The organism is Streptomyces sp. NEAU-174 (assembly GCF_052665095.1).
In genome coordinates this window covers 47,758-61,427 of record NZ_JBQTCE010000029.1, presented here as the reverse complement: position 1 = coordinate 61,427, position 13,670 = coordinate 47,758, and the positions used below count along the sequence as shown (strand labels likewise).

General features: G+C 74.8%; 9 protein-coding genes. 5 read left to right on the top strand and 4 right to left on the bottom strand.

What is annotated here, in order from left to right:
• Positions 1 to 168: 168 nt before the first annotated feature.
• Together ACT2CW_RS46965 and ACT2CW_RS46960 are read left to right on the top strand one after the other, a co-directional pair.
• Complete coding sequence (locus ACT2CW_RS46965) at positions 169 to 963, top strand: IclR family transcriptional regulator (RefSeq protein ID WP_445521028.1); 795 nt, start codon at positions 169 to 171, stop codon at positions 961 to 963.
• Between the two features lie 160 nt (positions 964 to 1,123).
• Positions 1,124 to 1,471 carry a VOC family protein gene (locus ACT2CW_RS46960; protein WP_191067443.1) on the top strand — a complete coding sequence of 116 codons (348 nt, stop codon included), beginning with the start codon at positions 1,124 to 1,126 and terminating at the stop codon, positions 1,469 to 1,471.
• A gap of 8 nt (positions 1,472 to 1,479) precedes the next feature.
• Here ACT2CW_RS46960 and ACT2CW_RS46955 read toward each other — a convergent pair whose 3' ends face one another.
• Together ACT2CW_RS46955 and ACT2CW_RS46950 are read right to left on the bottom strand one after the other, a co-directional pair.
• The gene (locus ACT2CW_RS46955) at positions 1,480 to 3,036 is read right to left on the bottom strand and encodes a GMC family oxidoreductase (protein ID WP_445521027.1); all 1,557 of its coding nucleotides are present in this window, start codon (positions 3,034 to 3,036) and stop codon (positions 1,480 to 1,482) included.
• A gap of 93 nt (positions 3,037 to 3,129) precedes the next feature.
• Positions 3,130 to 4,599 (bottom strand): aldehyde dehydrogenase family protein, encoded by a 1,470-nt coding sequence (locus ACT2CW_RS46950; protein WP_445521026.1) that lies wholly within the window; start codon positions 4,597 to 4,599, stop codon positions 3,130 to 3,132.
• Between the two features lie 308 nt (positions 4,600 to 4,907).
• On the opposite strand from ACT2CW_RS46950, the gene ACT2CW_RS46945 reads away from it, so the two are divergent.
• Positions 4,908 to 8,834, top strand: coding sequence for a hypothetical protein (locus ACT2CW_RS46945; RefSeq protein ID WP_445521025.1), 3,927 nt, complete (start codon positions 4,908 to 4,910; stop codon positions 8,832 to 8,834).
• Positions 8,835 to 8,891: 57 nt separating this feature from the next.
• Here ACT2CW_RS46945 and ACT2CW_RS46940 read toward each other — a convergent pair whose 3' ends face one another.
• Positions 8,892 to 11,003 carry a helix-turn-helix domain-containing protein gene (locus tag ACT2CW_RS46940; RefSeq protein ID WP_445521024.1) on the bottom strand — a complete coding sequence of 704 codons (2,112 nt, stop codon included), beginning with the start codon at positions 11,001 to 11,003 and terminating at the stop codon, positions 8,892 to 8,894.
• A 245-nt stretch (positions 11,004 to 11,248) separates the two neighbouring features.
• On the opposite strand from ACT2CW_RS46940, the gene ACT2CW_RS46935 reads away from it, so the two are divergent.
• Together ACT2CW_RS46935 and ACT2CW_RS46930 are read left to right on the top strand one after the other, a co-directional pair.
• The gene (locus ACT2CW_RS46935; protein WP_445521023.1) at positions 11,249 to 11,926 is read left to right on the top strand and encodes a hypothetical protein; all 678 of its coding nucleotides are present in this window, start codon (positions 11,249 to 11,251) and stop codon (positions 11,924 to 11,926) included.
• A gap of 495 nt (positions 11,927 to 12,421) precedes the next feature.
• Positions 12,422 to 13,102 (top strand): GOLPH3/VPS74 family protein, encoded by a 681-nt coding sequence (locus ACT2CW_RS46930; protein ID WP_164435229.1) that lies wholly within the window; start codon positions 12,422 to 12,424, stop codon positions 13,100 to 13,102.
• Between the two features lie 138 nt (positions 13,103 to 13,240).
• Here ACT2CW_RS46930 and ACT2CW_RS46925 read toward each other — a convergent pair whose 3' ends face one another.
• Positions 13,241 to 13,654, bottom strand: coding sequence for an SsgA family sporulation/cell division regulator (locus ACT2CW_RS46925; RefSeq protein WP_164435231.1), 414 nt, complete (start codon positions 13,652 to 13,654; stop codon positions 13,241 to 13,243).
• Positions 13,655 to 13,670: the final 16 nt, after the last annotated feature.

Below are 13,670 nucleotides of genomic sequence, written 5' to 3'. Positions count from 1 at the left end.
CTCGGGGGAGGGATCGGATGCCCGGGTGGGGTCCGGGAAGGGTCCGGGAAGGGTCCGGGAAGGGTCCGGGAAGGGTCTGGGAGCGCTCCCAGGCGCGTCGTGGCCCCACGATGGAAGCCATGAATCGGTTCAACGTCAAGGTGTGCGGCGACAGTTACGATGTGAGTCATGGCGGAAACCGGTGGGGTGCGCGAAGTGAAGTCCGCGGGCCGCACCGTGGAACTGCTGGAGCTGCTCGCCGCGCGCGGCGACCAGCCGGCCCGGCTGCGCGAGCTCGCCGAGGAGCTCGGCGTTCCGCGCAGCAGTATGTACGCCCTCCTCAAGACCCTGATCGACCGCGGCTGGGTGCGCACCGATGTCACCGGCTCGCTGTACGGCATCGGCATCCGCGCGCTGCTCACCGGCACCAGCTATCTGGACAGCGATCCACGGGTGCGGGCGGCGCGGCCGTATCTGGACGAGGCGTCCGACGCGCTGGGCGAGACCATCCACTTCGCCCGGCTGGACGGCGGCGATGTCGTCTACCTCGCCACCCGGGAGTCGCATGAGTACCTGCGCCCCTTCAGCCGTGTCGGGCGGCGGCTCCCGGCCCATGTGGGGGCCCTGGGGAAGGCGCTGCTCGCCGAGCGGGTCGACCGTGAACTCCCGTTGACGGGCGAGGAGTTGGCGCAGGCGACGCCCAACACCCACCGCACCCGCGCCTCGCTCCTGGCCGATCTGAAGCGGGTGCGGGAGCGCGGCCACGCCATCGACCGGGAGGAGGGGGTCCTGGGCATCGTGGGCTTCGGGTTCGCCCTGCGGTACGACGTACCGGCGGTGGACGCGATCAGCTGCTCGGTGCCGACGGCCCGGCTGACGGAGGGGCGGGAGGAGCGGATCGTCGCGGTGATGCGGGAGATCCGGGCGAAGATCGAGGCGGTCGTGCCGAGGGGGAGCGGCACGGGCCCGCAGTGGCGCCCGTAGCCGGGGAGGTTTCCGTAGCCGGCGAGGTTCCCGTAGCACGGCTGAGCTCCCGCGCCACCGCCGGAGCTTGTGCGCGAGTTCGTTGCGATGACTTCCGGGTTCGTCGGCGGTCTGCATAAGGAGAAGCACGGAAATCGCACTCCGGAAGCAGGTGATCCGCATGCAGGTCGCGCGGGTACTGATGGTCGCTCCAGTACGGGACATCGACATCGCGGTGGCTTGGTACGAACGGTTGCTGGGCCGCCCGGCGGACACCCGGCCGATGCCGTCGCTGGCCGACTGGCACCTCACCGCGGGTGGTTGGCTTCAGGTCTTCGAAGATCCGGAGCACGCCGGCTCGACGCTGCTCAATCTGGAGGTGCCCGAGCTGGACAGTGCCCTGGCCGGGCTCGCCGAGCGTGGCCTGGCCGCGGGACCGGTGCTGACCGGCGGTGTGCGCACCCGGATCGCGGCCCTGGAGGACCCCGACGGAAACCGGGTCACCCTGCTGGAGAACCCGGTGGCCTAACCCTCATGTCATGGGCCGGAAGGCCGCCGCTTGATCATGTCCGCGCACTTCTCGCCGATCATCATCGTCGTGATGCACGGATTGACGGCGATGAGATACGGCATCGCCGAGCCGTCCGCCACCCGCAGCCCCGTCACCCCCTTGACCCTCAGTTCCGGATCCAGCGGGGCGTCCGGGTCGTCGGGCGCGCCCATCCGCACCGTGCACGCCGGGTGGTAGACGGTGTTGTGGGTCTGGCGGACGTAGTCGGCCAGCTCGTCGGTGCTGTTCACATCGGGGCCGGGGGCGAGTTCGGCGCCCGCCCACATGGCGAGCGCGGGCCGGGCGGCGATCTTGCGTGCCAGCAGCAGACCGCGGGTCATGATGTCCATGTCGTAGGAGTCGGTGAAGTAGCGGGGATCGACGCGCGCCTTGTCGCGGAAGTCGCGGGTGGCCAGCCGCACGGTGCCGCGGGAGCGGGCCCGGGTGACGTTCGGGGTGAGGCAGAAGGCGTTCTCCGAGGTGGGGTAGCCACGGCGGTAGGTGTTCAGGTCGAAGGGCGTCGAACCGTAGTGGAACATCAGGTCCGGGCGGTCCAGGTCGGGTTCGGTGTCGGTGAAGATGCCGATCTCCCACCACTGGGTGGAGCTTTTGATCATGGGCTGCTCGGCGTTCCACATGATGACGCCCTCGGGGTGGTCCTGGAGGTTGCCACCGACCCCGGGGGAGTCCACGGCCACCTCCACCCCCGTCTCCCGCAGATGTGCGGCCGGGCCGATCCCGGAGAGCATCAGCAGCTTCGGGGTGTCGATGGCGCCGCAGGAGACGATCACCTCGCGCCGGGCGTGCACCGTCAGGGTGTGGATCAGATCGGGGGAGAGGTAGCCGACCCCGGTACAGCGCCGGTCCTCGTCCAGGACCAGCGCTCTGGCCTGGAGTCCGGTGCGCACCTCCAGATTGGGCCGGGAGTCCATGACGGGGTGGAGATAGGCCACCGAGGCGGAGCAGCGGGTGCCGTCCTCGCGGGCGTTGATCTGGAACCAGTGGGCTCCGCGCACCACCGTCGTGCCGGTGTTGAACGGCGTGAGCGGGATGCCCACCTCCTCACAGGCCGCCAGCACCGCCCTGCCGCACGGGTCCTCGGGCGGCACGGTGCGGATCCGGACCGGGCCGCCGCGGCCGTGGTGATCGCCGGGCGCGTCGTTGTCCTCCAGGCGCCGGAAGAGCGGGAAGCAGTCGGCGGCCGACCAGCCGTCCAGGCCCAGGGCGGCCCATTCGTCGAGGTCCTCGGCGGGGGCCCAGAAGGCGATGCAGGAGTTGTGCGAGGAGCAGCCGCCGAGCACCTTGGCGCGGGCGTGGCGCAGAAAGCTGTTGCCCTTCTGCTGCGGTTCGACCGGGTAGTCCCAGTCGTAGCCGGAGCCCAGCAGCCCCACCCACCGGTTCAGCCGCAGTACGTTGTCGTCCCCGACGTCGGACGGGCCCGCCTCCAGCAGGCAGACGCTCACCGAGGGGTCCTCGGACAGCCGGGAGGCGACCACCGATCCGGCCGTACCGCCGCCGACCACCACGTAGTCGAACTGGTCCACGGGCCTTTCCTCACGGGGGCTCGGAGGGCGAGTCGTCGTCGAGCGAACCGTCCGGCCGTGGCTCAGGCGGCGGTCCGTCCGGCTCGGTCGCCGTCACTCGAACCACCGCTGGGGACGGGGCGCGGTGTTGCGCCAGATGTGCTTGAGCTCCTGGTACTCGTGCAGCCCCGACGGGCCCAGCTCCCGGCCGACACCGGACTGCTTCATCCCGCCCCACTCGGCCTGCGGGACATACGGATGGAAGTCGTTGATCCATACGGTCCCGGCCCGCAGCCGGGACGCCACCCGGTGCGCCTTCTCGGTGTCCTGCGTCCACACCCCGCCCGCCAGGCCGTACACCGTGTCGTTGGCGAGCGCCACCGCCTCGTCCTCGTCCCGGAACCGCTCCACGGTGAGCACCGGGCCGAAGGACTCGTCCTGCACCACCGACATGTCCGGGGTGCAGTCGTCCAGCACGGTCGGCAGGTAGTAGAAGCCCTTCGCCAGGTCCGGGTCGTCGGGCGGGGTCCCGCCGCAGCGCAGCACCGCGCCCTCGTCGATCCCCGCCGCCACATAGTCGGCGATCTTCTGGCGGTGCTGGGCGGAGATCAGCGGCCCGGTGCGGGCGTTTTCGTCGAACGGCCCGCCCAGCCGGATGCTCCGGGCCCGATGGACGATCTCGTCGACGAACGCGTCATGCAGCTGCTCCTGCACCAGCAGCCGGGCACCGGCCGAGCACACCTGCCCGGAGTGCAGGAACACCGCCGTGAGCGCGTAGTCCACCGCGGTGTCGAAGTCGCAGTCGGTGAAGACGATGTTGGGGTTCTTGCCGCCCAGCTCCAGGGCCAGCTTCTTCGCCGTGGGCGCGGCGGCCGACATGATCCAGCGTCCGGTGACCACCCCGCCGGTGAAGGACACCATGTCCACGCGTTCGTCCGTGACCAGCGGCGCGCCCGCGGTGGCCCCCGAGCCGAGGATCAGATTGGCGGCGCCGCCCGGCAGCCCGGCCTCGGTCAGCAGCCGCATCAGATGGATCGCGGTGTGCGGGGTGAGCTCGCTGGGCTTGAGGACGAAGGTGTTCCCGGCCGCCAGCGCGGGCGCCACCTTCCAGGCCGTCTGGAGCAGCGGGTAGTTCCACGGCGTGATCAGCACACACACCCCGACCGGTTCGCGCACCACCCTGCTGTCGATCTCCGGGCTGCCCACCTCCACCACGCGGCCACCGCTCCCGGAGGAGGCGAGGGTGCCGAAGTAGCGGAAGCAGTTCGCGATGTCGTCGAGGTCGTACTCGCTCTCGACCAGCCGCTTCCCGGTGTCCAGGGACTCGGCGCGGGCGAGCGTCGGCTTCTCGCGCTCCAGCAGTTCGGCCACCCGCAGCAGCAGCCCGCCCCGGTCGCCGGCCGGGGTGCCGGGCCACGATCCGCGGTCGAACGCGTCCCGGGCGGCCGCCACCGCCGCGGCGGCGTCCTTCGGCCCCGCCTCGTCGACCACGGCGACCAGCGAGCCGTCCGCCGGGCAGTGGATCTCGCGGCTGTGTCCGTCGAGGGCGGTCGTCCAGTGGCCGCCGATGAACAGCTCCGGCATGGGTTCCTCCGGGCTCGGACGACAGGGCCGGTCCCGAGTGGATCCATCGACGCACCCGTCCGGCCCACACACCGAGCGTAAGCGGCGCCGGTCCGCCTCGCACGGTGGCGTGGCGAGGGCGCGGGGGCGGAGGCGGAGGCCGCGGGCGCGGGAGCGGTGGGGTGTGGGCGGGGCCCGAGGGCCCTGTCGGCCCCGGCGGCCCCGGCGGCCCCGGCAAGATCGGCGAGATCGGCCGGGCTACGGGTGTTCCGGGAAACCGTCTGCCGGCGGTACGTGTGACCGGACGTGTGGGCGGCACAATCCCTGGCATGGTCAACGCGTCCGAAGCCCCCCGCGGCCCCGAGCCTCCCCGCGCTCCCCAAGCCCACGGCGCCACCGGTGCCGATGGCGGCTCCCAAGCCCACGGCGCTCCCGGAGTCGAGGGCGGTTCCGAAGCCCTCGGCGTCCCCGGAGCTGACGGCGGCTCCCGCGCCCTCGGCGTCCCCGATTCCCGGCGCGCCCTCGCCGACGAGTTGCTCGCCGCCCTCGATCCGCTGCCCTTTCCGCGCCGGATGCGGGAGCTGGCCGGGCGGGCGCGGGCGGCGAGTGCCGAGGGGCGGCTGGGGGCGCTGATCGAGGAGTTGGAGCGGCGGGGGACGTACGAGCGGCGGCTGGCGGCCGTGGCCGCGGCGGCCGGCGGACGCACCGGCCATCTCGCGGCGCGGCTCGCCGACCCGGACCCCGTGGTGCGGCACCGCGCCCTCGACACCGCCCGCCGCGGCGGCCCGGGCGCGGTCCCGGACGCCGCGCTGGAGGCGGCCTTCGAGGACGCGCCCGCCACCGTACGGCGCGAACTGGCCCGCACCGTCGTGGCCGGGCGGCGCACCGCGCTCGCGGACCGGCTGATCGAGCCGTTCCGGGAGCGCTGGGGCGACGGCGAGGCCGCCCGGCTGCTCCCCGGATGCGACGCCGAGACCGTGGCGCGGCTGCTGCCCGGGCTGTTCCACGCCGTCCGTGGCTGGCGGCCGCTCGTCTCCCGGCACCCGGTGGCCGTCCTGGACGAGGCGGCACGTCAGCTCGCCGCGCTGCCCGCGCCGCTGCGCGCCGACTGGTGGACCCGCTACGCGCCCTGTGTCGCGCTCGCCGCGCCCGTCGAGCCGGAGCGGGTGCTGGAACTGCTGGAGGACTACGGCCAGGGCCCGCTGCCGCCCCCCGTACGGGCCCGGCTGTCCGCGCTGGTGGCTGCCGATCCGAGCGGTACGCTGCGGCTGCTGCTCGCGCCGGAGCACAGCGGCACCCGGCGGCGGCTGGACCGGGCCGTGCTGCGCCGGATCGTCCGCGCCGACCCGCCGGAGCTCGCCGAGCTCGGCCGGGCACTGCGGCACGACGCGGACCCCGAAGCCCTCGCCCGGCTGCTGGCCGCCCTGCCGCCCGCCCGCCGCTCCGCGTTCTACGACCGGGCCATGGACCGGGCCACGGACTGGGCCACCGACTGGGCCACCGGCCGGACTGCCTATGACCAGGCCACCTACGGTCAGGGTGCAGACCGGGTCACCGGCGAGGGGGCCATCGACGGCCGGGCCCTCTACGGCCAGGCCATCGACGGCCGGGCCACCTATGACCGGGCCACCGACGACCGGGCCGCCCACGACCCGGCCGTCCACGGCCGGGCCACCTTCGGCCAGCCCACCGACGACCGGGCTGCCTACGGCCGGGCCATCGACGGCCGGGCCACCGGCCACAGCCAGGCCGCCGTCGGCCAGGCAACCCATGGACGCGACTCCGACCACGCCGTGGTCGAGCCTGCCGTGGTGGACCACTCCGTGGTCGAGCCCGCCGTGCTCGAAGTCCTGCCGCGCCCCCGCCGCCAGGCCGAGGCCCGCCGGATGGCCGTCCAGGCGCGCGAGCGTGGCGCGCCCTGGACCACCGTGCTGGAGTCGGTGGCCCATCTGCCGGTCGAGGAGGCGCGCCAGGAGTTGGAGGGCGCCGTGCGCCGCTCCTCGGCCGAGGACCGCGCCCTGGCCCATCCGCTGCTGATCCGGTGCGTCGCACGCTCCGGCGACCCGGACGCCCTCACCGAGCTGCTGCGGCGGCTGGAGCGGCTGCGCAACGAGCAGGACCCGGTGCGCTCCGCGGCGCTCGGCGCACTCGCCCGCACCCACCCCGCGCTGTTCACCGACGACGCCGCCGAGCAGCTGGACCGGATCGCCGCCGACGCGATCTCCGCCCGCGACTCGTCCTCCGCCACCCGCCAGGCGCTGCGCCACCTGGCCGTGGCGCTGCTGCGCGAACACGCCGTCACCGGGCGGCGGCAGCTGCTGGGCTGGGCGCTGCGCACCCTCACCCGGCTCGCGGGCAGCGTCGGCGCCGCCGACCTGGGCCGCCTCGACCACCAGCTGCGGCGAGGCCAGGAGCAAGCGGTGTTCGAGGCGTTGCGGCCCTGGCTGGAAGCGGGCGCCGAACGGGTCGATCACGAGCTGACCTTCGCCCTCGCCCGCGCCCTCGGACGACGCGCCCACGCCCTCCCCGAGCTCCAGGAACTCCTGTGGCAGGCCATCTCGTTCGGCAGCGACGCGACGGCCCGCACCGCCATCGGGCTGTGGCTGGAACCACCGGCCGAGCGGGACGCCCGCGTGGCCGAGCTGCTCGCGCACGAGCCCTCGGCGGCCGTGCTGCCGCCCGTGCTGGCCGTACTGACCCGCCGTCGCACCGATCTGCTCGACCTCGTCCTCGGCGACACCCCGCCGTACGGGCGCTTTCTGACCCCCGGCACCCACTGGACCCCGCCCACCGGGCGGGACACCGGCCGCTGGCTGCCCCGTCAGCAGGCCGCCGCCGCCCGCGTCCTGGACCGGGCCGCCGCCGACACCTCCCTGCGGCCGGGGCAGCGGGCGGCCGCCGTCGCTGGCGCAGCGCCGATCCCCGGCCACGGCGCGGCCACCGTCCGGACCTGGACGGACACCGACGATGTGGTCCTGGCCGAGACCGCGCTCGCCGCCCTCGCCCGCACCGACCGCCCCGGCGAGGCCCTGCCCGTCCTGTTCGCCCACGCGGGCGGCGACCGGGCCCGGGTGGCGATGTACGCGGCCACGCGGGCGTCCCGGTACGTCGAGCCGTCACGGCTGGGGCGGCTGGTGCGCGGGGTGCTCGCACCGGACGGGGTCGCCACCGCCGTACCGCCCGTCCCGGCGAAGGTCACCAGCCGTAAGGAGGCCGTCCGGCTCGCCGCCACCCTGCTCCCGGTGGCCGACGCCGCCGCGCTGCTCGCCGACGCCTTCGAACTGCCCGGCCAGCACCCCGATGTGCAGGCCGCCTGTGTCGCCTTCGGCACCGGGCTGCTCGACACCCAACGCGCCTGGGAGCTGCTGACCGCCGCCGCGAGCGGCCGGCGCGAGCTGCGCCACGCCGTGCTGCGCACCCGCCCGCTGGACCTCCCCGAGGCCCACCGCGGCCGCTACGCCCAGCTCATACGCGCCGTCTGCGACACCGACGACCCCGAGGTGGCGGCGGCCGGGTACGGGGCGCTGGCCCGCTGGTCGCCGTGGGCGCCGGACGCGGCGGCCGTGCTGGTGGAGGCCGTCACCGACCTGGGCAACCGGGCGAGCTGGCGGCCCGCCGCCGACGCCCTGCTGGACCTGATGGCCGCGGCGCCCGACGGTTCGCCCGGTGACAACCCGCTGGCCTGGGCGCTCGCCGCGCTCGCCATCGCCGACGCCCGGCCCGGCGGCCCCGACGCCGAACCGGACCGGGACCGCCCCGCGCACCGCCGCATCCGGCACCTGGCCGACCGGCTCGCCACCCTGGCCCGGATGCGGCCCCGGGTGACCCGGCGCACCGCGCGGGCCGCCGGTGAACTCCTCGCCGGGTACGAGACGTTCGTCCAGGAGGCCGCCCATGTGCTGGTGAACGCCATCGACCTGGACTCCCGCCCCGGCCCGCTGGCCGCCGCCCTCGCCCGCCTCGCCCGGCTGCACACCACCCGCCCCGCGCTCGCCGTCCGTACCGCCGACGCCCTGCGCCGACGGCTGAACACCGCCACCCGGCCGGGCTCCGACGCGGCCCTGCTGCGCGCCGCGCGGGAGCTCGACGAGGACGGCGGCCACGCCTCCGGGCTGTTCGCCGCGACCCTTACGGAGGTGGGCGGGGCCCGTACGGACTGGGCGGAGCCCTGGCGGGAGCGGCTGCGCACGCTGCGCGGCCATCCGCACGCGGATGTGCGGGACGCGGCGCTGCGGCTTACGACGGCGGTGGAGTGAGGTGGCGGTGTGGTCGGGGCCCGGGGCCCCGGGGCGGGGCTTCGGGACCCCCGGGGGTCAGTCGCTCTTGTGCCAGGCGCCGTCGGCGTAGTCGTAGGCGTAGGCGGGGCGCCCCTTGACGCTGCTGGTGCGGAACGGCGAGCCGTGGTCGTCGATCCGCACCGTCCCCGAGCGGCCGCCGCTCGACCAGTCCAGCTCCAGGTACCAGCTACAGTCGCAGCCCGCCGTCCGGGCGTTGACCAATAACACCTCGGGGTCGGAGGCCGAGACGCGGTAGGGGAAGTGGACGGCGGGGATCGGCTTGCCCGCGTCATTGCCGTCCGTGGGCCGGGCCAGCGGACGGGCGGCGTCCAGATTCACCGAGAAGGCGCGCGGGGTGAGGGAGCCTCCGCAGCCGTTGTCCATGGCGAACGACGACCACGCGAGCGGGGTGCGGCGGCCCACCACCCGTACGTGCAGGGCCTGAAGGACGACGGCCGACGAGGCCCGGCCCTGCACCGTGACCTCCACATTGGTGGTCCCGCCGTGCACCGCGTCATGGGCGGCGGCCCACGTCGGGGCGTCCTGCTCGGTGGGCGGCGGGGCGACCTGGGTGGGGGGCCGGTCGATGAGATAGCGGTGGCCGCAGCCGTTCTCCCAGACGTGGGAGCGGGTGGCGAGGGTGAGCGGGAGTTGGGTGGACCCGCCGTGGTCCGTCCCCTTGGACGCGCCGGGCGCGGGGGAGCCGGAGGCGCCCCCCTTGGCCCTCCGCTCCTTGCCGTGTTCGCCCTTCCCCTCATCGCCGCGGTGCGGCGAGCCGGACTCCTTGTCGCCGTCCGTCTTCTGACGGTCCAGATGGCCCCGGGCGGTCGGCCCGGCGGGTGGGGTGGAGGTGGGCGCGGCGGAGGGAGGCACGGCCGCGGTGTCCTTACGGCCGTCCTCCCCGGGCGGCCGCACCTCGACCGCGGTGACGGCGAGCACGACAACGGCGGCGGCCCCGGCGAGCAGCGCCCATGGCCGACGCACGCGTGAGGTGGTGGCGGCGTCGGTGCTGCCCGCCGCCACGGCCCGCAAACGGGCTCGCTTGGCGGGAGTGGGGCCGGTCTCGCCTGTGGGCGTGGGTCCGGTCTCGTCGGCGGCCGTGGGTGCGGGCCCGGTCTCGGCTGTGGGCGCGCCGGGCGGTTGGGGCCGTGGGTCGTTGGTCCGGGTGCCGTCGGCCTGGTCGGTGTCCGGGGGCCACGGGCGGGGTGGTTGGACCTGCCCGGTGGCCGGGGGTTCGGCCTCGGCTGTGGGCGCGCCGGGTGGTTGGGTGCGGGTGCAGTCGGCCAAGGTGCCGTCGGCTCGGGCGGTGCCGTCGGCGCGGTCGGTGGCGTCGGCGTGCTGGTGCGGGTCGCCGTTCGGGTGTGCGGTCGCGCCGCGGTGCGCGGTGCCGTGGGCCTGTGCCGACCGGTCCGGGCCGTTGTCGTCTCCGGGGCGGCCCGGCGCGGGGTCGGCCGCGGCGGACGCGCGGCGCGCGGCCGGGTGGGCGTCGGACATCGGAGTGGCCCTCGACGCGTCGGCCGGGGCGGCGGCGTCGTGTCGCTCATCGGCTGCGGCGCCCGGCTGAGCGTCGCGCGGGCGCGCCCCGGCCTCCGGCCCGCCGCTGCTGTCTCCGGCCGGGCCAGTGACCGTGGCCGCATCCGGGTGAGGGCCGGTCACCGGGCCCGGGCCGGGCGTCGCGACGTGCCCCTGATGACGGTCGGCGGCCGGAGGCGCGGCGGGCGTCACGGTGGTCCCGGCCGCGTCCGAGGCGGCGTCGGCGCCTCGTACGTCGGCCGACTGCCGAGCCTCACCGCCGCCGGACCGGACGTCCTTCCCCCGCGCGCTGCCATCCGCGGCCGGGCCGCCGGCCGCGTCCCCGCCCCCGCGCGGAGCCGACACCGCACTCTCCCGCGCGCGGCGCTTCGCGGCGTCCGCGAGGATCCAGCGGCGGTGGAGCGCGACCAGCTCCTCCGGGGTGGCGCCGCACAGCCGCGCGAAGCGCTCGACGGGGGCGTAGTCCGCCGGGACCGCGTCGCCGTTGCAGTAGCGGTGCAGCGTGGACGTGCTGACGTGCAGTCGTGTGGCCAGCGAGCCGTAACTGCGGCCCGAGCGCTCCTTCAGCGCCCGCAGTCTCTCGGCGAAGTCCTCTACCTCTTTGGCGTTCCCCACGCCCTCCACCCCCCAATATCGTCCCCGGCGCCGCGCATCGTCCCGTGGGCGTCCCACGAGCGCGTTCCAGGGTGTTGTCATACCCCCAAGTCAGCGTACGTGCAGGCGTTCCAGCGTCCCGAATGCCCCGCCGGTCGTAGCCGCCACGGCCAGGTGGCGCACACGCTTGTCCTGCCGCCGCGACCTCCCGGTGCGACGGCGACATGCTGAAGTCCTGAGATCGGGAAGAGACGGGGAAACACCTCATGCGCAAGCCCACGCACTCATTCCGCGGCGCCGCGCTCGGCGTCGTGGCAGCGGCCGTCGTGGCCGTGGCCGGGACCGGGCCGGCCCTGGCCCATGCACCGTCGGCCCAGGCCCAGGCCCAGGCCCGGGGGGAGGTGCAGGCGGCCGTGCCCCTGCGCACCCCCGGCCACCTCGTACCGAGGGAGCTCCCGCCGCATCCGAGCTCCGACTGGTACGCGAGTGATGTCACCAAGGGCCTGCCCGAGACCCCTCCGTTCTGCGTGGAGAAGACCTTCCCGTCGGCCGGGGCGACCCACCGCACCTTCTGGACCGAGTACGACACCGGCGCCACCCAGATCGTGGTCAGGACCGGCACGGTGGACGCGGCCCGCAAGCTCGCCGCCGCGGCCGAGAAGAAGATCCGGAACTGCGCCGCCGACTGGGAGCGCCAGTACCCGGAGGGCACCGCCTCATGGCGGGACTACGGCGCCCTGACGGCCGAGGACGGCGCCCATGTCTACGGCGTCCACACCTCGTATCCGGACTCGGAGCCCGGCATCCACCTCTTCGGCGTGGGCCGCGACGGCCGGACCGTCACCGTCGTGACGTGGGGCGAGATGGGCGGCTACGACCAGGCGCCGCTGGCCGACTTCAAGCGCACCGCCACGACTGCCGTGGTCAAGCTGTACCACTCGTGAGCGGGGCCTGACGGGGGTCATACGGGGGACGGGGGACGTGCCCCGACGGGGGACGCGGGCCCGAGTGAGTCCACGGGGGTGACTGGCTCGGGCCCGACGGGGGACGGGTGGACGGGGGAGAGGCCCCGAGCGGGCCGACGGGGACGGGGGATGCGGCCCGAGGGGGCCGACGGGGGCGGGGACCGGTGGCGGCCACGCGTACACACGGGGGTACGCGTCGCCGCCACCTCCGCATGTCGCCACTTCCGCGTGTCGCCACCTCCGCGTGTTCCGGGGCCGCCGCCCCGGGGGCCACGGTGCCCGGGGAGAGGCCATGTCCCCCGGGGGATGCCAAGCCCCGGGGAGGTGACGTGTTCCGGGCAACCCGGCCTCGGCCAGGTGACGTGTTCCCAGGAGCCGCGGAGACCCCGTGGCGGAGGGTCGATCATGAGGGCGCGCGGCCGATATGGTCGAAGTACGCCGCCCCACCGGACGCCCGACCGTCGGAGGTTTCCCGTGCCGAACGGATCGCTCTCCCTAGCCGCCTCGCTCTACCTGCTCTCCTACGACCCCGAGACCGGCCAACCCGCCGGTGCTCACACCGCCCTCCTCGTCCGCGCCGCCGCCCTCACCGAACTCGTTCAGCGGGGCATGCTCACCGACGCCGACGGCAGCCCCTGCCCCGTACCCGACGCCGCCACCGGCGACCAAGCGCTCGACGGGCTGCTGGAGCTGATCGGCGAATCCCGGCCGCGCAGCTGGCAGATCTGGGTGGGCCATCAGCCGCGCCTGACCGAGCACGCGGTCCGCGACCAGATGGTGACGGCCGGATATGTCCGGGCGAAGGGGAAACGGATGCTGGGGCTGTTCCCCGCCAAGGAGTACCTGCTGGAACGGCCCGACCAGGTGACCGGGATGCGGGACGACGCGGTGCGCGTGCTGCACGGTGAGCAGCCGGCGGCCGAAGTGTCCGAACGGGACGCGGCGTTGGTCACCCTGGCGGCGGCGGGTGAGCTGAGGTCCGTGGTGACGGCCACGGACGCCAAGGTCCGCAAGCGCCGGATCCTGGAGCTGGGGGAGCGCTGCGGGGGCATGGGCCCGGTGCTCGAGAAGGTCATCGCGCAGGTGCGGACGGCGCTCGCCGCCGCGGTCGTCACGACCATGCTGGCGTCGACCACGGCCGTGACCGCCACCTGACCCCTCACCGGAAGGAGCGGGCTCATATCCCGTACGGCTCAGACGCCCGTACGGGGCAAAACGCCCGTACGGCCCAGGAGCCCGTACGGGCCCGAGCCTCCGTACCGGCCCGGCCCGGCTCGGGCTTCCGTATGGACCTCAGGCGTCTCTCAGCAGCGATGCCAGCCCCTCGTCCAGGTCGAGCTCCCCGGCCTCGCTGCCCTCGGGGACGACCGCGTACGACCGGCCGAGGAATCTGCGGAGGTCGGCGGTGTCGAACTGGACCATGGCCATGCCCTCGGGGGCATGGAACTCCAGGACCGTCCCCCGCGGTCCGCTCGGCCACATCTGCACATCCCCGCTGCCCGCGGGGCCACGCAGGCCGGCCGCGAGCAACTCGCGCCCGAACGTCCACTCCACCGCGGAGCCGTCCAGGGACGCGGAGGGCGGGAAGGAGATGCGGACGGCGAACGGGTCGTCCCGCTCGTAGCGCAGGCACGCCGGAATCGCGCGCGACTCGGGGGTCGACGCGATCAGCTGTGCCTGGACGGCTTGGTCGATGACAGTGGTCACGTCGGCTCCCTTGCGA

Excerpts from the sequence above, each read along its gene's own strand:
- ACT2CW_RS46960 (WP_191067443.1), top strand. The coding sequence starts at position 1,124 with ATGCAGGTCGCGCGGGTACTGATGGTCGCTCCAGTACGGGACATCGAC.
- ACT2CW_RS46965 (WP_445521028.1), top strand. The coding sequence starts at position 169 with ATGGCGGAAACCGGTGGGGTGCGCGAAGTGAAGTCCGCGGGCCGCACC.
- ACT2CW_RS46935 (WP_445521023.1), top strand. The coding sequence starts at position 11,249 with ATGCGCAAGCCCACGCACTCATTCCGCGGCGCCGCGCTCGGCGTCGTG.
- ACT2CW_RS46945 (WP_445521025.1), top strand. The coding sequence starts at position 4,908 with ATGGTCAACGCGTCCGAAGCCCCCCGCGGCCCCGAGCCTCCCCGCGCT.
- ACT2CW_RS46950 (WP_445521026.1), bottom strand. The coding sequence starts at position 4,599 with ATGCCGGAGCTGTTCATCGGCGGCCACTGGACGACCGCCCTCGACGGA.